This is a genomic window from Denitromonas ohlonensis (assembly GCF_007625205.1).
Lineage (GTDB): Bacteria > Pseudomonadota > Gammaproteobacteria > Burkholderiales > Rhodocyclaceae > Nitrogeniibacter > Nitrogeniibacter ohlonensis.
In genome coordinates this window covers 389,547-405,855 of record NZ_VMNI01000007.1, presented here as the reverse complement: position 1 = coordinate 405,855, position 16,309 = coordinate 389,547, and the positions used below count along the sequence as shown (strand labels likewise).

15 protein-coding genes are annotated in these 16,309 nt (G+C 62.6%); 8 read left to right on the top strand and 7 right to left on the bottom strand.

Annotation, left to right across the window (positions count from 1 at the left end; translation table 11 throughout):
- Nucleotides 1-104: 104 nt before the first annotated feature.
- The gene (locus tag FHP89_RS09115; RefSeq protein ID WP_144173423.1) at nucleotides 105-953 is read right to left on the bottom strand and encodes a 3-hydroxybutyryl-CoA dehydrogenase; all 849 of its coding nucleotides are present in this window, start codon (nucleotides 951-953) and stop codon (nucleotides 105-107) included.
- A gap of 211 nt (nucleotides 954-1,164) precedes the next feature.
- Between FHP89_RS09115 and FHP89_RS09110 the strand changes: the two genes are divergently transcribed.
- The gene (locus FHP89_RS09110; RefSeq protein ID WP_144173421.1) at nucleotides 1,165-1,761 is read left to right on the top strand and encodes a LysE family translocator; all 597 of its coding nucleotides are present in this window, start codon (nucleotides 1,165-1,167) and stop codon (nucleotides 1,759-1,761) included.
- A gap of 217 nt (nucleotides 1,762-1,978) precedes the next feature.
- A complete protein-coding gene (locus FHP89_RS09105) occupies nucleotides 1,979-3,406 on the top strand; it encodes a chloride channel protein (RefSeq protein ID WP_144173419.1) in 1,428 nt (475 codons plus the stop codon).
- Nucleotides 3,407-3,410: 4 nt separating this feature from the next.
- Here the strand turns inward: FHP89_RS09105 and FHP89_RS09100 are convergent, their stop codons facing one another.
- Nucleotides 3,411-5,282 (bottom strand): endonuclease/exonuclease/phosphatase family protein, encoded by a 1,872-nt coding sequence (locus FHP89_RS09100; RefSeq protein ID WP_144173417.1) that lies wholly within the window; start codon nucleotides 5,280-5,282, stop codon nucleotides 3,411-3,413.
- Nucleotides 5,283-5,539: 257 nt separating this feature from the next.
- On the opposite strand from FHP89_RS09100, the gene FHP89_RS09095 reads away from it, so the two are divergent.
- On the top strand, nucleotides 5,540-6,232 hold the full coding sequence (locus tag FHP89_RS09095) for a PEP-CTERM sorting domain-containing protein (RefSeq protein WP_222105343.1): 693 nt from the start codon (nucleotides 5,540-5,542) through the stop codon (nucleotides 6,230-6,232).
- Nucleotides 6,233-6,318: 86 nt separating this feature from the next.
- Here FHP89_RS09095 and htpG read toward each other — a convergent pair whose 3' ends face one another.
- The gene (gene htpG / locus FHP89_RS09090; protein WP_144173413.1) at nucleotides 6,319-8,244 is read right to left on the bottom strand and encodes a molecular chaperone HtpG; all 1,926 of its coding nucleotides are present in this window, start codon (nucleotides 8,242-8,244) and stop codon (nucleotides 6,319-6,321) included.
- A 129-nt stretch (nucleotides 8,245-8,373) separates the two neighbouring features.
- On the opposite strand from htpG, the gene FHP89_RS09085 reads away from it, so the two are divergent.
- On the top strand, nucleotides 8,374-9,216 hold the full coding sequence (locus FHP89_RS09085; protein WP_144173411.1) for a class I SAM-dependent methyltransferase: 843 nt from the start codon (nucleotides 8,374-8,376) through the stop codon (nucleotides 9,214-9,216).
- A 148-nt stretch (nucleotides 9,217-9,364) separates the two neighbouring features.
- On the opposite strand, the gene FHP89_RS09080 is transcribed toward FHP89_RS09085, so the two are convergent.
- The 3 genes from FHP89_RS09080 to FHP89_RS09070 form a co-directional block, all read right to left on the bottom strand.
- Nucleotides 9,365-10,984 carry a methyl-accepting chemotaxis protein gene (locus FHP89_RS09080; protein WP_144173409.1) on the bottom strand — a complete coding sequence of 540 codons (1,620 nt, stop codon included), beginning with the start codon at nucleotides 10,982-10,984 and terminating at the stop codon, nucleotides 9,365-9,367.
- Between the two features lie 175 nt (nucleotides 10,985-11,159).
- Nucleotides 11,160-11,711 carry a transcription elongation factor GreB gene (gene greB, locus FHP89_RS09075; protein WP_144173406.1) on the bottom strand — a complete coding sequence of 184 codons (552 nt, stop codon included), beginning with the start codon at nucleotides 11,709-11,711 and terminating at the stop codon, nucleotides 11,160-11,162.
- Nucleotides 11,712-11,796: 85 nt separating this feature from the next.
- Complete coding sequence (locus tag FHP89_RS09070; RefSeq protein ID WP_144173403.1) at nucleotides 11,797-12,027, bottom strand: DUF3567 family protein; 231 nt, start codon at nucleotides 12,025-12,027, stop codon at nucleotides 11,797-11,799.
- A 176-nt stretch (nucleotides 12,028-12,203) separates the two neighbouring features.
- Between FHP89_RS09070 and FHP89_RS09065 the strand changes: the two genes are divergently transcribed.
- From FHP89_RS09065 to FHP89_RS09050, 4 genes are all read left to right on the top strand, one after another.
- On the top strand, nucleotides 12,204-12,416 hold the full coding sequence (locus FHP89_RS09065; RefSeq protein ID WP_144173401.1) for a YdcH family protein: 213 nt from the start codon (nucleotides 12,204-12,206) through the stop codon (nucleotides 12,414-12,416).
- A 19-nt stretch (nucleotides 12,417-12,435) separates the two neighbouring features.
- Nucleotides 12,436-13,740, top strand: coding sequence for an O-acetylhomoserine aminocarboxypropyltransferase (locus FHP89_RS09060; protein WP_144173400.1), 1,305 nt, complete (start codon nucleotides 12,436-12,438; stop codon nucleotides 13,738-13,740).
- A complete protein-coding gene (locus FHP89_RS09055; RefSeq protein ID WP_144173397.1) occupies nucleotides 13,740-14,546 on the top strand; it encodes an alpha/beta fold hydrolase in 807 nt (268 codons plus the stop codon). The genes FHP89_RS09060 and FHP89_RS09055 overlap by 1 nt, the downstream gene beginning before the upstream one ends.
- An 87-nt stretch (nucleotides 14,547-14,633) precedes the next feature.
- Nucleotides 14,634-15,425, top strand: coding sequence for a DUF2189 domain-containing protein (locus FHP89_RS09050; RefSeq protein ID WP_144173395.1), 792 nt, complete (start codon nucleotides 14,634-14,636; stop codon nucleotides 15,423-15,425).
- Here the strand turns inward: FHP89_RS09050 and FHP89_RS09045 are convergent.
- Entirely contained in the window at nucleotides 15,411-16,274 is an 864-nt protein-coding gene (locus tag FHP89_RS09045) for an endonuclease/exonuclease/phosphatase family protein (protein ID WP_144173393.1), read from the bottom strand. The two genes, FHP89_RS09050 and FHP89_RS09045, sit on opposite strands and share 15 nt — an antisense overlap.
- Between the last annotated feature and the right edge of the window lie 35 nt (nucleotides 16,275-16,309).

Sequence of the window (16,309 nt, the reverse complement as noted above, 5' to 3'; positions counted from 1 at the left end):
GCACACGCGCGCGACTTCAAATATGGCGTGATGATAACGGATTGCGAACAATCCTTTTGTGACACAGGCATCGCCCGGCATTGCGCCGGGCGAATTCAAGGCGCTTAGTAAGTGAAGAAGCCCTTGCCGGTCTTGCGACCGAGATAGCCGGCTTCGACCATTTCGACCAGCAACGGCGCCGGACGATACTTCGGATCCTTGAAGCCTTCAAACAAGACCTGCATCACCGCCAGTTGAACATCCAGACCGATCAGGTCGCACAGCGCGAGCGGGCCGATGGGGTGGTTGGCGCCGAGCTTCATCGCGGTGTCGATGTCTTCGGCCGAGGCCAGGCCTTCCTGCAACGTGAAGATCGCTTCATTGATCATCGGGCACAACATGCGATTGACCACGAAACCGGCACTGTTGCGCACCTGGACCGGCGTCTTGCCAACCGTGGCCACGGCGGCTTCGGTCAAGGCATAGGTGGCGTCGCTGGTCTGCAGGCCACGAATCAGTTCGACCAGCGCCATCATCGGCACCGGGTTGAAAAAGTGCATGCCGATCACCTGCGCCGGGCGACCGGTCGCCGCGGCCAGCTTGGTGATCGAGATCGACGAGGTATTCGAAGCCAGCACGGCGTCGGCACGGGCGATCTGGTCGAGCTGAGCAAACAGCTTGAGCTTGATGTCGAGGTTTTCGGTGGCGGCCTCAACAATCAGGTCGCAATCCGACAGGGCTGCCAGATCGGTGGAGGTTTCGACCAGCGCCAGCGCGGCCTGTTTGGCCTCGGCGGTCATCTTCTCTTTTTTGATCAGGCGATCGAGGCTGCCCGAAATCGTTGCAACCGCTTTGTCCAGCGCGGCCTGGGCGATGTCGGTCATGACCACGCTGACACCGGCAACGGCGAAAGCCTGGGCAATGCCGTTACCCATGGTGCCGGAACCCACGACCCCGATTCTCTTGATATCCATTCTCTTCTCCACGAAAAAGATGCTGTCTGAACGCAACCTATCCATACCGCTGCGTATGGCAAAACTTTACCCCAGTTCGTCGCATCTGCCAAACGCACAACTGGCCCGGTCAACGCACCGGGCCAACGTCTCGTCTACCCGACAAAGCTTGCCGGACGCACGACGCACACCTTGCGCACACTGACACAAACACGCTGCCAGAGGTTTCGCCATGCTTGAACTGATCCCCTTGCTGAGCTTCGTCGTCATCGCCTCGATCACGCCGGGCCCCAACAACATCATGCTCGCCACCGCCGGTGCGAGCGCAGGTTTTCGTGCCACCGTGCCCCATATGCTGGGTATCAGCGGCGGTCTGGCGGTCCAGATTGCACTCGTCGGTGCCGGCATTGCCACACTGATCCACCAATACCCGACGGTCACGATCGTGATGCGCGTGCTCGCGGTCGGCTACCTGCTCTGGCTGGCGCTGCGTTTGCTGAGGCCACAGAATGGTCTGGCAAAAAGCGCCGCCGGCCAACCGCTCAGCTTCGTGGGTGCCGCCTTGTTCCAATGGGTGAACCCAAAAGCGTGGATGATGGCGCTCACCATCAACGCCGCCTTTCTGCCAACCCACATGACGCCCGAAGCGGCCATTGCACAAGTGGCACTCGTGGCCGCCATCGCCAACCTGCCATGCATTGCATGCTGGGCTGGCGCGGGATCTTCCATCCGCCATCACCTCGCGGATCCGGTTCGTCGTCGCCGCTTTGACAGTGTCATGGGCATTGCCCTCGCGGGCACCGCCCTGTGGCTGGCGATCAGCCAATAACCGCCGGCCAGTCATCCTTGACGGGAGCGCCTTAGCGGTCGGGTCGGCATAAAAATGCGGGGCGGGGCATGGTAAGCTTGTCCGGTCCCGCCATTTACCCCCAAACCCGGATCCATACACAGACAGAATGCCGAAAAACGGCTCTCCCAATAGTTCATCCGGCGGCAAATTCCGCGCCTTTATTACCCGATTCACGCGCAGTGGTTTTCGCGTCGCCATGCCTTGGCTGTCGTTCGGCCGCTGGCAGAATCGCATCCTGTTCGTTGGCATCGCACTGCTCGCCGGACTGGCCGCCATTATTTTTGCCATTGGCGCCGATCTGGCGATTGAAGTCCACGCCGAGCTTGTGCACCTGGCGTGGTGGTCAAGCCTGCTCATCGCGCCGGCCGGATTTGCACTGATCAGCTGGCTCACCCGGCGCTTCTTTCCCGGCTGCGAAGGCAGCGGCATCCCGCAGGCCATCGCCGCCTCACTGACTGAAGACAGCGCAATTCGCAAACGGCTGCTGTCGGTTCGCATCATCTTCGGCAAGATCATCCTCACCCTGGTCGGTTTGCTGTCGGGCGCATCCATCGGCCGCGAGGGCCCCTCGGTGCAGGTTGGGGCATCGATCCTCAACCTCCTCAGCGGCAAGCGCAAAAATGGCCGCATCGCCCCAACCAAAGACCTGATCGTTGCCGGCGGCGGCGCCGGCGTGGCCTCGGCCTTCAACACGCCGCTGGGCGGCATCATGTTCGCCATTGAAGAGCTCTCGCGCTATCGCGCGTTTCGCGCCAACAGCACCACGCTGGTCGCGGTGATCTTTGCTGGTCTGATGTCACTGGCCACGCTGGGCAACTACACCTACTTCGGCCGCACGCCGGCCGCGGTGGGCTGGCCGGATGGACTCTGGCCGGTGCTGTTGTGCGGCATCCTGGGTGGTCTGGCCGGCGGCATTTCCACCCGCTTGCTGATCGCCTCCTCGCGCGGTCTGCCTGGCCGCGTGGGCTTGTTCAAGCGCGAACGCCCCGTTGCGTTTGCCGCCGCTTGCGGGCTGGCCACCGCCATCATCGGTCTATCGACCGGCGGCATGACCTGGGGCACCGGCTACGCCGAATCCAAAGCCGCACTGGAAGGCACGGCCGGTCTGCCAATTTATTTCATGTTTGCCAAGGCGGCCGTCATCTGGATTGCCTTTATCAGCGGTATTCCCGGTGGCGTATTTGCCCCGGCACTGGCCATTGGCGCAGGCCTTGGCGCTAATGTCGCCCTGATGCTTGGCATCGATCACAACCCAGCCATTCTGGTATTGGGCACCGTGGCTTTTCTGGCCGGCATCACCCAGTCACCGATCACCTCCTTCGTCATCGTCATGGAGATGACCGCCAACCATCAGATGCTGCTGCCGCTCATGAGCGCCGCAGTGATTGCGCAAGGTTTCTCACGCTCTGTCGCGCCCGTGCCGCTCTACGATGCGCTGGCCATCGACATGCTCAAACGGCTGACGCATGAGGAGAAAGAGCGCAAGGCCGCCGCGGGTGAAAGTCCCGCTGAACCGGAGACCGTCACCGCCGAACACGACCCGCCGCATCCGGCGCCGGACGACATGCCGCCCTCGCCTGACGACGCAAGCACACCGCCCGCGTCGCCCAAACCGACAAGCTGAACCTTCAGCGCGCCGACAATGCCCGGCGTCGGCGACGCCCGATCGCACCCACGACACCCAGCCCCAACATCATCAACGCATAGGTTTCGGGCTCCGGCACCGGCATGGCAATCGTCAGCAATAGCGGATCGTGGTCCGAGATCTGGTTGGCAAATTCCGCGTTGGCATGAACGATATCGTAGCTCAACGAGCCATTGGCCAGCAGCGCCGCCGACACGAACATATGGTCGAGCGCCTGCGAATTGCCTTCGTAGATGTAGGTGTAGCGCTCGCTCTCCGGCAAGGTATCAGTGAGATTGATCAGCCCCGCGGCCGTCAGCGGCGCCAGCGTGTCGGCAAATTGAAAGTCATTCAGATCGCCGAGCACGATCAGCGCAGCGCCGGGGTCGGCCGAGAGCAGATCGCCGACGAAGTTCGCCACCGCCTGTGCCTGTTCGGTGCGCGCCACTTCGCTGCCACGTGTCGGCACCTGATCCGGCCCGAACAGCGGCTCATCACCCCCCTTTGAGCTGAAGTGGTTATTCACCAGAATGAAACTCTCGCCATTGATCCGGAACTGCGCGGCCAGCGGTTTGCGGCTGTCATCGAAGGCCGGATTGGTCGGGTCGACCCGACCAGCGTCGAACGTCAGTGTGCCGTCGGACAGCACGCCGACGGCCTCGGTGGCGCCGCCCACCGCGCCGGCAAAACTGACCACGCTTTTGTCGTACAGGTAGGCGTTGCGAATGTTGCCGCCGGGCTGACCGCCATCGGCCTTGTTGCGCGGATCGATCACCACATACCCGTAATCGCGGCCGCCGGCATCACGAACGGCCTGGGTCAAGCGATCCAGCGTCTGATCCGACGCCGTGGTGCCGTTGTCAGTTGCACCGTTGTTGTCCTGCACCTCCTGCAACGCGATCAGCTGCGGTGAACCGAGCGTGCCGACGATCTGTCCGGCAATATTGTCGAAACGCGACTGCGCCGCATTGCCAGCGAGGTTTTCCACGTTGTAGGAAGCAATCGCAAGGCGGTTCGGCGCCATCGGCGCGACAACTTCCGGCAACAGATTGCCGCGAGTCACGGTGGGTGCCTCGGTGAGATTCAGCTTGTAGTTCGAGAAACTGTAATGCATCACGCCGGTCACATTGGCCAGCGCGTCCCCCACATTGACGATTGGCGTCATGCTCAACGCGTCGTCGAGAATCAAGCGCTGCGGGTTGAAGTTGTCGCGCGCAACGGTGGCGCCGCCTCGGGCGTTGGTCAAGGTCGCACCAAGCTGATCCTGCGCGATGACCGCAATCTCACCGTATTTCACGTTCGGCCCGACGACAGCCGCCGAGCCCATGCTGACCCGCATGCCTTCGAGGCTTTCGTAGAAATCCATGGCGTACAGCGTCGGCGCGAGACGCAACCCGCTTGTTTCGACATTGCCCACCGCCGGCGCGATGGCGGTGGTCGGCGCCAACAGGCCGCCGTTGCCGATCTGGATTGCGGTCGGCAAAGCATTGCCACGCGATTGCACCGCCCAGGCGTTCGTGCCGAAACTGGCGTTCAGCTCGGTCACGGTCAGATTGGTGGCCGCCCCGCCGGGTCGGTACTCATCGACCCGGCCTGACACCAGCACGCGATCGCCGATGCTCGGGCGCCCGCGGCTGTTGGTGAATACATAGATGCCGTCCGAGGTCAGCGCGTTGCCGTCGGGCAATACGTCCTGCATCCAGAATCCGCGCGCATCGACGGCCGTCACAATGCCGTCGACACCACCGACCGTCTGCCCCTCATAGGCAGACAAATGGTGCTCGCCCTGGATCTGGCCGATGGTCAGGGCATGGGACGACGCACCAAAACAGACCAGGCACACACTCACAAGCGGCTTCAAACGGAACGGCAACATTCAGAACTCCTGTTCGATTGACATGATCCTCAAACCGCCATTTGATCGACCGATGATGACAAAAGCATGGCGATCGGAAAGTGTAGCAATGATCCGATCGAGCCATCTGAAATGAATGATGCCCCGCTCCCGGGCGATGTGACACCCGACCCACCGCCACTAGTCCGATGGAGCCATCAATCTGCAATCGACCGCGCAACGGGTTGAAAAACGCAATGGTGAAGATGGCAACACCCCAATCCGGCAGGAGATTTTTCATGATCGTCAAAACCCTGATGGCTACCGCGGTGGCGCTCGCCGCCAGCCATGCCCACGCCCTCCAGACCGTCGACTACGGCTGGGAAGACGGCGTTGGCACCATTCTCGGCAGCTTCGGCAACCTCGTCGACGCATCCAATGTCGGCGGCCCACAGACCGGTAGCGATGGCACCGAAAGCTACGGCGTTGGCGGCGCGCACAGCGGCACCCAATTTCTGCACGTCGCCGAAGCACCGCACAGTGGCACACCGCAGGCCTACCTCGCTTTTGTGACTGGCCTGCAAGCCGGTGACATGATCAGTGCCAGCTTCTGGGGGTTTGACACCTCAGCCGGCACCAACCCATCGCTGCGCATCTGGGGGCACTACGCAGACGCGAACGACATCGGCAGCTACGTGAAGTCTGCCGGCGGCAGCAACACCTACACCGATGGCAGCGGCTGGAGCCAGCTCAGCAACACCTGGACCTTCGACGGCAGCGCCACCGAAGGGCTGGTCATTGAGGCCCGCCTCTACAGCACAACGGGTGGTACCGACCACAGCGACTTCTGGATTGACGACCTGCAAATCAGCGCACCGGACCACGCCAGCATCCAGTTCGCTGCGCCAGTGCCGGAACCGCAATCCTACGCATTGATGCTTGCCGGCCTGGGCATGATGGGCTTCGTCGCCCGTCGTCGCAGCGGCCGTTAACGCACCACCGCCCCGGCACCACTGAAGGTGCACCGGGGCGGTGACTGCAGACCGACAGCCGGGCCCTCGCGGGACCCGTCTTCGAATTACTTCGCGCCGCTCAATGCCAGCATCAAGGCATTGGTGCGTTTGACGAAGGTGGCCGGGTCATCCAGCGTGCCGCCTTCGGCCAGCAAAGCCTGATCGAACAGAACTGAGGCCCAATCGTCAAAGTGCGTGGTCTCGGTGTTGAGCCGCTGCACCGCCGGATGCGTCGGGTTCAACTCCATGATCGGCTTGCTCGACGGCGCGTCCTGGCCGGCGGCCTTGAGGATGCGCGCCAGGTTCATGCCCATGTCGTGCTCATCGGCCACCAGGCAGGCGGGCGAATCGGTCAGGCGATGCGTCACGCGCACTTCCTTGACCCGCTCGCCGAGGCTGGTCTTGACGCGCTCGAGTAACTCCTTGTACTCGTCGGCCAGCTTCTCGACCTCTTTCTTCTCGGCTTCGTCTTCGAGCGCACCGAGGTCGACCCCGCCCTTGGCGACCGACTGCAGCGACTTGCCGTCAAACTCGGTGAGGTAGCCGATCACCCACTCGTCCACGCGGTCAGACAGCAGCAGCACTTCGATGCCCTTTTTGCGGAACACCTCGAGATGCGGGCTGTTCTTGGCGGCGTTGAAGGTCTCGGCGGTGACGTAGTAGATCTTCTCCTGACCTTCCTTCATGCGGCCGATATAGTCGGCCAGCGTGACGACCTGGTCCGCGGTGTCGGCATGCGTCGAGGCGAAGCGCAGCAGGCCGGCGATCTTCTCGCGGTTGGCAGCATCCTCGCCCACGCCTTCTTTCAGCACATTGCCAAAAGCCTTCCAGAAGGTGGTGTATTTCTCGGCATCGTTCTTGGCCAGGTCTTCGAGCAGGCCGAGAACTTTCTTGGTGCAGCCGGCGCGCAGGGTGTCGATGTCTTTCGACTCCTGCAGGATCTCGCGCGACACGTTGAGCGGCAGATCGGCCGAATCGACCACCCCGCGCACGAAGCGCAGGTACATCGGCATCAGCTTCTCGGCGTCATCCATGATGAACACGCGGCGCACATACAGCTTGATGCCATGGCGGGCGTTGCGGTCCCACATGTCGAAGGGCGCGTTGCCCGGGATGTAGAGCAGCTGGGTGTATTCGTGACGCCCTTCCACCTTGGCATGCGTCCAGGCCAGCGGTTCCTGGAAGTCATGGCCCACATGCTTGTAGAAGGCAGTGTATTCCTCGTCGGTGATCTCGTTGCGCGGGCGCGCCCACAGCGCGTTGGCCTGGTTGACGGTTTCTTCTTCGTCAGTCGCAACCTGCGCGCCCTTCTCCTCGTCCCATTTTTCCTTTGTCATCACGATGGGCTGGACGATGTGGTCGGAGTACTTGCGCACCAACTCGCGCAGCTTCCAGCCGCTGAGCAGGTCTTCCTGGCCTTCGCGCAGGTGCAGGGTAATCTCGGTACCGCGATCCGCCTTGTCGATCGGCTCGACCTGATACTCGCCGGCGGTGTCGCCGGTCATTGCGCATTCCCACTGCACACCTTCCGCACTGGCCAGACCGGCCCGGCGGGTACGCACGGTGACGCGATCGGCGACGATAAAGGCGGAGTAGAAGCCCACGCCGAACTGGCCGATCAGGTGCGCATCCTTTTTCTGGTCGCCCGTCAGCTGACCGAAAAACTCCTTGGTGCCCGACTTGGCGATGGTGCCCAGATTGGTGATGACTTCGTCGCGGTTCATGCCGATGCCGTTGTCGCTCACGGTCACCGTCTTGGCTTCGGCGTCGAAGCGGATACGGATCTTCAGCTCGCCGTCGCCTTCAAACAGCTCGGACTTGTCGAGTGCTTCGAAGCGCAGCTTGTCGCAGGCGTCGGAAGCATTGGAAATCAGTTCGCGCAGGAAAATTTCGCGGTTGGAGTACAGCGAGTGGATCATCAGGTGCAGCAGCTGCTTCACCTCGGCCTGAAAATTCATCTTCTCTGCTTGGGCGCTGGGCGCGTCGGACATCGTTGGCTCTCCGTGACACAAGAAATGGACCGTTTCGAGATGGGGGCGGGTGCAGCGGCTTTCAAGTGCCGCCAATCAACAAAGCCCCATCGCGGTAGAATCGCGCTCCAGCGCCCCCGAGTCCTGCCCATGTCATCGCATCCTGAAATCCACCCCGACCAATCCATCGAGCTGCTCAAGCACCTGCACATCCTGACCCGCGAGGGCAAAATGAACCAGGACAGCCGGCGCAAACTCAAGCAGGTCTATCACCTCTACCAGTTCATCGAACCGCTGCTCACCGAAGCGCTGGCCACGCGGCCGGACATCCAGCTGGTGGACCACGGCGCGGGCAAGTCCTACCTGGGCTTCATTTTGTACGACCTGTTCTTCAAGACGCAGGCGGCCGCCGGCAAAATCACCGGCGTCGAGACCCGCGATGAACTGGTCGCCAGCTCGCGCCGCCTGGCCGACAAGCTCGGCTTCTCGGCTGGCATGCGTTTCTACAACCTGACAGTCGCCGACTCAATCACCTCAGAACGCCTGCCGGAACACATCGACATCGTCACCGCCCTGCACGCCTGCAATACCGCCACCGATGATGCGATCCGCTTTGCGCTCGAAAAGCGCGCCCGCCACATCGTGCTGGTGCCCTGCTGTCAGGCCGAGGTCGCCTCGGTGCTGCGCAAGAACAAGCAGCAGTCGCTCAAGAACAGCATCACCGAGCTGTGGCGCCACCCAATCCACACCCGCGAATTCGGTAGCCACGCCACCAACGTGCTGCGCTGCCTTCAGCTCGAAAGCCACGGCTACCAGGTCAGCGTGACCGAGCTGGTCGGCTGGGAACACTCGATGAAGAACGAACTGATCATCGCCACCTTCAAGGATTTGCCGCGCCGCCGGCCCGCCGAGCGCCTCGCCGAGCTGCTCGACACACTGGGACTGACCGAGTTGAAGCCGCGCTTTTTCGACGGCGACACCCTCGCAGCCTGAGCGCTGGCGCAAAAAAAACCCCCGTCTCAAAAAAGACGGGGGCTTTGTGTTTCTACGGGCGCGATTCGCAGCCCGTTGAACCTAGAACCAGACAGCCCGCCAGACGCACACTCGGGCACGTCCAACTACGGCTTCTAGGTTGAAGCGATCAGCAACGGAAGCGGCCGACCATCGCGTGAAGGTCGGACGAGAGCTTTTCAAGTCGCGTCACCGAATCCACCGTCTTGCGCATCGAATCGCTGGTGCCCTCGACCATGCCCGCGATGTTCTCGACTTGCTGCGCGATCAACGTACTGGCCGCGCTCTGCTCGGTGGTCGCGCTGGCCACATCGCTGATCCGCGCCAGCGCAATACTGGTCCCTTCGCGAATTTCCCGCAGGGAGTCCGCGGCGCCTTGCACCTGATCGACGCCGGATTTCACTTCCGAGGCGACCGTGCCCATCACATTGACCGCGCCGTGGGTGTCTTCCTGAATTCCGTGGATCATGCCTTCGATCTGCACCGTCGCCGCTGCCGTACGTTCGGCCAGGCCGCGCACCTCATCAGCCACCACCGCAAACCCGCGACCCTGCTCACCCGCGCGGGCAGCTTCGATCGCGGCGTTAAGCGCCAGCAGATTGGTCTGTGCCGCGATTTCCTTGATCACATTGGCGATCGAACCGATCTCATTGGCCCGCCCGACCAACTCCTGGATCTTGCCGGAGGCGGAATCGACCGTGGTGGCGATACGACGCATGCCATCGGCTGCGCCCACCGCACGCGCCTCACCGCGTTCGGCAAGCTTGGCGGCGTTCGATGAATTCTCTTCGGTCTCGCGTGCGCTATCGGAAATGTGGTTGATGCTGACCGTCATCTCCTCCACGCCCGCGGCAATCGACGAGGTGGCATCCGACTGCTGATGCGCCTTCTCGGCCACATCGCGCGCCACCCCGGCAATCTGCCGCGAACTGCCGGCAACCTCTTCGGCATTGCGGCCGATCTCGGCCATCATGGTCCGCAACTGGTCGACCGTTTTGCCCAGCGTACCGAGCAAACTATCGGGGCCACCCTTGTTATCCACAGCGACCGTCAAATCGCCCTGTGCGACATTCTGCATGGCCTTCACTGCATAGGCCGGCTCGCCGCCGAGTTGATGGACAATGCTGCGAACCACCAGATACGACAGCGCGATGATGATGGCGATCAGAACGCCGCCAACCACCAGATTCTGAATCAGCCCTGCCGAAAAGGCCTCATCCACCGCGGTGAAATAGATTCCGCCGCCGTAGGCCCAAGACCACGGTTTGAAGGCCTTGACGGTCGAGCTCTTGGATTCGGGGGTACCACCGGTCGTACGCGGCCAGGAATAAGCGATCGTCGCGTCCTCTCCGGTACGCGCCACGTTCGCAATCAGATCGAATAGCGGAACGCCATTTGGGTCTTTCTTGCCAGCCAGGGACTTACCTTCAGTGTCCGGCTTCATCGGCGACAGCAGCGTCGTGGCGGCCGCGTCATAAACGAAGATATAATTTTTTCCACCCTCGAAGCGCACCCGACGCAGGGATTCCAGCGCTTGCTTCTGCGCCTCCTCCTTGCTCATGACGCCGCTGGTTTCGAGCGCATGAAAGTGCTCAAAAACGAAACCGGCCGTGGTCACGACATCTTCAACGCGCCGCTTTTCAGCATCAAGCAACTGGCCGCGCATGGTCATGAGGGACAAACCACCCAACGCCATCAGCCCAAGCACCGCGACAATCACCAGGACACCCAGCCGGCTTACCAACTTCATTCGTTCAAACATAGTGCTCACCCCTCCGACCGCTAAATCACTGTTCCAGCTTGCTCGACGCCACGGATGTGACGGCGCCATGCCGACTTGGGAGTGCTAACGTCGTCCGTCGCTATAACTTTAGGCGGATAGGGGTTATTCCTGACCAACGCAATGGACGCGAGGCGGAGATGACTCAGTGTTCGTAACGGATTTCGAGAATCTCGATCTCGCGCGGACCGGACGGGCTGACAAAACGCACCACATCGCCTTCGCGGGCCTTGATCAGCGCCTTGGCCAGGGGTGAGATCCAGCTGATGCGCCCTTCGCTGGCGCTGGCCTCATCGACACCAACAATCTGGTAAGTCGTTTCGGTCTCGCCGTCATCGTCCGTGATCACGACGGTGGCGCCGAAGAACACCTGATCGAGATTTTGCTGGTCGGCCGAATCGACCACCGTGGCGTTTTCCAGCCGTTTGATCAGAAAACGGATGCGTCGATCAATCTCGCGCAGCCGCTTCTTGCCGTAGATGTAGTCGCCGTTTTCGGAGCGGTCGCCATTGCCGGCGGCCCAGGCGACCGTCTCGACCAGTTTCGGACGTTCGTCACGCAGCAGGAGGTCGAGCTCGGCCTTAAGCGTCTGCCAGCCGCGACGCGTCATATAGATTGGCCCACCCGACGCGGGGCCGGCGGGCGTCTCGGGAGATTCGTCGTCCTCGTCGGACGCTTTGACAAAAGCCTTGTTCACGATCGGCTACCGATGATCCGAACGGATCGCTGACAACAAGTGCCGGATGGTAGGCCAGCACCTGTCCCCCGGCAAGCCAACGCATTCAGTGATAGATCGCCGGCTGATTGAGCAGGCTCTGATAGTGATCGATCAGATCATCAAAATCGGCCATTTCTTCCGACGCCGCCAGCTCGGCCAGCTCTTCGCGAAAACGACGCGCAGCCGCGTCACGGATGATGGTGCCGCGCCCTAGACGCTTGTCGATCACCTCGATGGCGTCAAAGCCGGGAAAATCCATCACATACAACACCGAGTTGTTACACACGACATTCATGATGAGACTCCTTACGCTGTGGCTCCGCTCACGAAGCCTTCCTGACGCCCAGATGGGGGCGATCACGCACCAAGACAAGGGCCCATGTTGTCATTGCACCGCGACGACGCATACCATAGGCCGCTTGAATACAGTTCACGGCGCCTTTGGCGCGAGCTTGAGACCTTACCCAACCAATGCTTGACGACTTCGAAGATTCAGCCAACTGGGTCGACACCCTGGCCCAGCTCAAGGCCGAGCACCGCGACCTCGACACGGCCATCGCGGCCCTGTCGAACTCCCCGCCCGACGACGGTCTGATGCTGCCGCGTCTTAAAAAACGCAAACTCGCCCTCAAAGACCGTATCGCCTACATCGAGCGAATGATCGATCCGCCCGAACTCGCCTGAGCGCTGACCACACCACCCTATGACCTATCGCCCCCTCTACGCCCCCGCCACGCTCAGCCTGCACGCCGGCCAGAGCCCCGACGCCGATCATGGCGCCCGCGCTGTCCCGATCCACTTCACCACCAGCTATGTCTTCGCCGACGCCGAACAAGCCGCCGCGCGCTTCAATCTTGAGCGCCCCGGCCATGTCTATTCGCGCATCTCGAACCCGACCTGCGCGGTGCTCGAAGAACGCATCGCCGCGCTCGAAGGCGGCATTGGCGCGATTGCCACCGCCAGCGGCCAGGCGGCGCTGCATCTGGCCATCTGCACGCTGACCGGCGCGGGCGGCCATATCGTTGCCTCACGGGCGCTGTATGGTGGCTCACACAATCTGCTGGCCTACACCCTGCCGCGTTTCGGCATCGAAACCAGCTTCGTCGATCCGCGCGATCCGGACGCCTGGCGCGCCGCCATCCGCCCCAACACCGCGCTGCTGTTTGGCGAATCGCTGGGCAATCCGGGGCTGGACGTGCTCGACATCCCGACCGTCTCGGCCATCGGCCATGAGCACGGCCTGCCGCTGCTGGTCGACGCCACGCTGGTTACGCCCTGTCTGCAACAACCCATCGAACTGGGTGCCGACCTGGTGGTGCATTCGGCCACCAAGTTCCTCGGCGGCCATGGCGTCGCGGTGGGCGGGCTGCTGGTCGATGGCGGCCGCTTCGATTGGGACGCCAGCGGTCGATTCCCCACGCTGACCGACGCCTACGACGGCTTCCACGGCATGGTGTTCGCCGAAGAGTCGCCCATCGCCGCCTTTTTGCTGCGCGCCCGCCGCGAAGGCCTGCGCGACTTTGGCGCCTGCCTGTCGCCGATGAACGCCTTCCAGATCCTGCAAGGCATCGAAACCCTGCCGCTGCGCATGCGTGCCCATGTGGCCAACGCCGAAGCCCTGGCCACCCACCTGGCCCAGCACCCCATGGTCGCGCGTGTCGGCTACCCCGGCCTGGAAGACCACCCCGATTACGCACTCGCCAAGCGCCTGCTGCCCAAGGGCGCGGGCGCGGTGTTCAGTTTCGAGCTCAAAGGCAGCCGCGACGCGGGCAAGGCATTCATCAACGCCTTGCGTGTGTTCTCGCACCTGGCCAACGTGGGCGACGCCAAATCGCTGGTCATCCACCCGGCCAGCACAACGCATTTCCGCATGTCGGCCGACGACCTCGCCGCCGCGGGCATTGGCGAAGGCACGATCCGCCTCTCGGTCGGTGTCGAAGACATCAGCGATCTTCTCGAAGACCTTGAACGCGGCCTGCGCGCTGCTGCCAAAGTGGAGGGCCGCTGATGTCCGCCCACCTCGAGAATCCCATCTATGCCTACACCGGCGGCCGTCCCGCGGTGGCCGGCCAGCCCACGCTGGTGTTCGTCCACGGCGCCGGGCACGACCACAGCGTGTGGAACATGCCGGCCCGCCACTTCGCGTATCACGGCTTCAATGTGCTCGCCCCCGATCTGCCCGGCCACGGCCGCTCGCAAGGCGAACCCATCGCCAGCATCGAGGCCATCGCCGACTGGCTGATGGGTTGGATCGCATCGCAGACCGACGGCCCGGTCATCCTCATCGGTCACAGTATGGGCTCGCTCGTCGCGCTCCGCGCCGCAGCCCAGCATCCCGACCGGGTCGCCAAACTGGTGCTGGTCGGCAGCGTCGCCCCCATGCCCGTCGCCGCGCCCTTGCTCAGCGCCACGCTCGACGCGCCCGACAAGGCCCACGCCATGATCAACCAGTGGTCCTATACGCCGGATCATCACCTCGGCGCCAGCGCTCAACCCGGCATGGTGCTGACCGGCATCAACCGTCGGCTGATGGAACGCAGCGCGCCCGGCGTGCTCCATACCGACATGTCCGCCTGCAACGCCTACACCGCCGGCGAAGCCGATGCTGCTCGCATTGATGCGCCAACCCGGCTGATCTGTGGCGAACGCGACCAGATGACACCACCCAAGGCGGCGCGCGCGTTGCAGGCCGCACTTGCCAAGGTACCCGGCGGTGCGCATATCATCGTCCTGCCGAACGCCGGTCACGCCATGATGGCAGAAGCACCCGATGCATTTCTCGACGCACTACGAGGGTTTATCGTCACACCATAAAAACAATCCGTGACCGGGGCGCCGCCGCTTTTTGCGGGCCCCACCCCTCGTTTTTGCTGCCACACTAAAACCCCAACAGGAGACAACATGCAGCAGCCGGACGAAAAAAAAGAAGACTCGGGGCATCCGCCCTTTCCGACCGTTCGCGACGTCAAGGCGGGCTCGCCGATCCGTTGGTTCGCAAAAGGCTGGAACGATCTCGTCTCCTGCCCGATCCCGAGTCTGTTCTACGGATTCTGCTTCGCGGCCATGGGCTTGCTGATCACCTTCGTGTTCGAGCACGCCTATGAGTACACCTCCGGCCTGACCTCCGGCTTCCTCCTGCTCGGCCCCTTCCTGTCCATGGGTCTGTACGAAATCAGCCGCCGACGCGAAAAAGGCGAGAGCTGCTCACTCATGCCCACCATGCTGGTGTGGCGACGCAATGCCGGCAACATCGGCATTTTCGCTGTCGTCCTCGGTGTGCTGTTCTTGGTCTGGGCGCGCGCCTCGCTGGTCATCTTTGCGCTGTTCTACACCAACGAAATGCCCAACCTGACCGGCTTCCTGCAACAGCTGATCAGCCTGGAAAACATCGAATTCCTGATGGTTTACTTCGCCGTCGGCATGATTTTCGCCACCCTCACCTTCGCGGTCAGCGTGGTCTCGATTCCATTGATGCTGGACCGCGACCAGGACGCCATCTCCGCCATGCTCGCCAGCGTCGGCGCGCTCGCGCGAAACCCGGCCGCAATGATCATGTGGGCGCTCGCCATCGTCAGCGCCACCTTGATTGGCTTCATGACCTTCCACCTCGGTCTGGCCGTCTTGATGCCGGTGGTCGGCCACGCCACATGGCACGCCTATCGCGATCTGATCGAACCCCTAAACGAGCAGTGACAGATCCAGGTCGATCACGACCGGCTGGTGATCCGAAGCGTCGGTGACCGCGTCGTAAAACACGTCGCTCACCGCCGCGGCCAGCGGTCGCGACACGAACACGTAGTCGCAGCAATACGGCCGATCCGGCCAGTCGGCCCCGTGCAAGCCCACGCTGGGCGGATGCGGGGTATCGCCATGGCGAAGCCGCCACGCGTCGCACCAGGGTGATTCGCTGTCGCGCACATCGACAATCGCCTGCCAGTCGAGTGTATCGGGCTCACAATTGAAATCCCCACACAACACCGCCGCCACCGGCATCTCAGGCCGCGCAAAAGGCCCGGCCTTTTCACGTTCGAGTGGCGGAAAACCGGCAAGCCTTGCGACCGCCGCCTGACGCGCGTGCAACCACCGCGCCTGCGCCAGACGCTGGCCCGGGGCGTAGTACTCAAGGTGCGTGGTCAACACCCGGACAGGCACACCCTGAGCGCTCATCACCACCGCTTCGATACAGCCACGCGACATACTCAGCACACCGCGCTCGGGTGGAGACGGGAGCAGATGACGATACACCGCCGCCACCGGCAAGCGAGACAGCAGCAGATTGCCAAACGTGCGGCGCCGCCCATCGCCCCGTGGCATATCGACTGCCGGTCCATGAATGGCGACGTACTCGTCAAACGCAGTCGACAAAACCGACAACCCGTCCTCTCCCGTGCCGCCAGGCAAGCCATCGAAGCCTGTCGCGACCTCCTGCAAACAAATGACGTCGGCCGGGCCAAGCGCACCGATTCTGTCGATGATTCGTGACAGATTCACCACCCCATCAGCGCCCCGCCCCCACTGGATGTTCCAACTAATGACGCGCATCACGTTTTTCCCGCAGCGGCCATGACAGAATCACG

Bases quoted from the DNA above. Each gene is read 5' to 3' on its own strand.
- FHP89_RS09115 (WP_144173423.1), bottom strand. From the start codon at position 953: ATGGATATCAAGAGAATCGGGGTCGTGGGTTCCGGCACCATGGGTAAC.
- FHP89_RS09110 (WP_144173421.1), top strand. From the start codon at position 1,165: ATGCTTGAACTGATCCCCTTGCTGAGCTTCGTCGTCATCGCCTCGATC.
- FHP89_RS09105 (WP_144173419.1), top strand. From the start codon at position 1,979: ATGCCTTGGCTGTCGTTCGGCCGCTGGCAGAATCGCATCCTGTTCGTT.
- FHP89_RS09100 (WP_144173417.1), bottom strand. From the start codon at position 5,282: ATGTTGCCGTTCCGTTTGAAGCCGCTTGTGAGTGTGTGCCTGGTCTGT.
- FHP89_RS09095 (WP_222105343.1), top strand. From the start codon at position 5,540: ATGATCGTCAAAACCCTGATGGCTACCGCGGTGGCGCTCGCCGCCAGC.
- htpG (WP_144173413.1), bottom strand. From the start codon at position 8,244: ATGTCCGACGCGCCCAGCGCCCAAGCAGAGAAGATGAATTTTCAGGCC.
- FHP89_RS09085 (WP_144173411.1), top strand. From the start codon at position 8,374: ATGTCATCGCATCCTGAAATCCACCCCGACCAATCCATCGAGCTGCTC.
- FHP89_RS09080 (WP_144173409.1), bottom strand. From the start codon at position 10,984: ATGAAGTTGGTAAGCCGGCTGGGTGTCCTGGTGATTGTCGCGGTGCTT.
- FHP89_RS09070 (WP_144173403.1), bottom strand. From the start codon at position 12,027: ATGAATGTCGTGTGTAACAACTCGGTGTTGTATGTGATGGATTTTCCC.
- FHP89_RS09065 (WP_144173401.1), top strand. From the start codon at position 12,204: ATGCTTGACGACTTCGAAGATTCAGCCAACTGGGTCGACACCCTGGCC.
- FHP89_RS09060 (WP_144173400.1), top strand. From the start codon at position 12,436: ATGACCTATCGCCCCCTCTACGCCCCCGCCACGCTCAGCCTGCACGCC.
- FHP89_RS09055 (WP_144173397.1), top strand. From the start codon at position 13,740: ATGTCCGCCCACCTCGAGAATCCCATCTATGCCTACACCGGCGGCCGT.
- FHP89_RS09050 (WP_144173395.1), top strand. From the start codon at position 14,634: ATGCAGCAGCCGGACGAAAAAAAAGAAGACTCGGGGCATCCGCCCTTT.
- FHP89_RS09045 (WP_144173393.1), bottom strand. From the start codon at position 16,274: ATGCGCGTCATTAGTTGGAACATCCAGTGGGGGCGGGGCGCTGATGGG.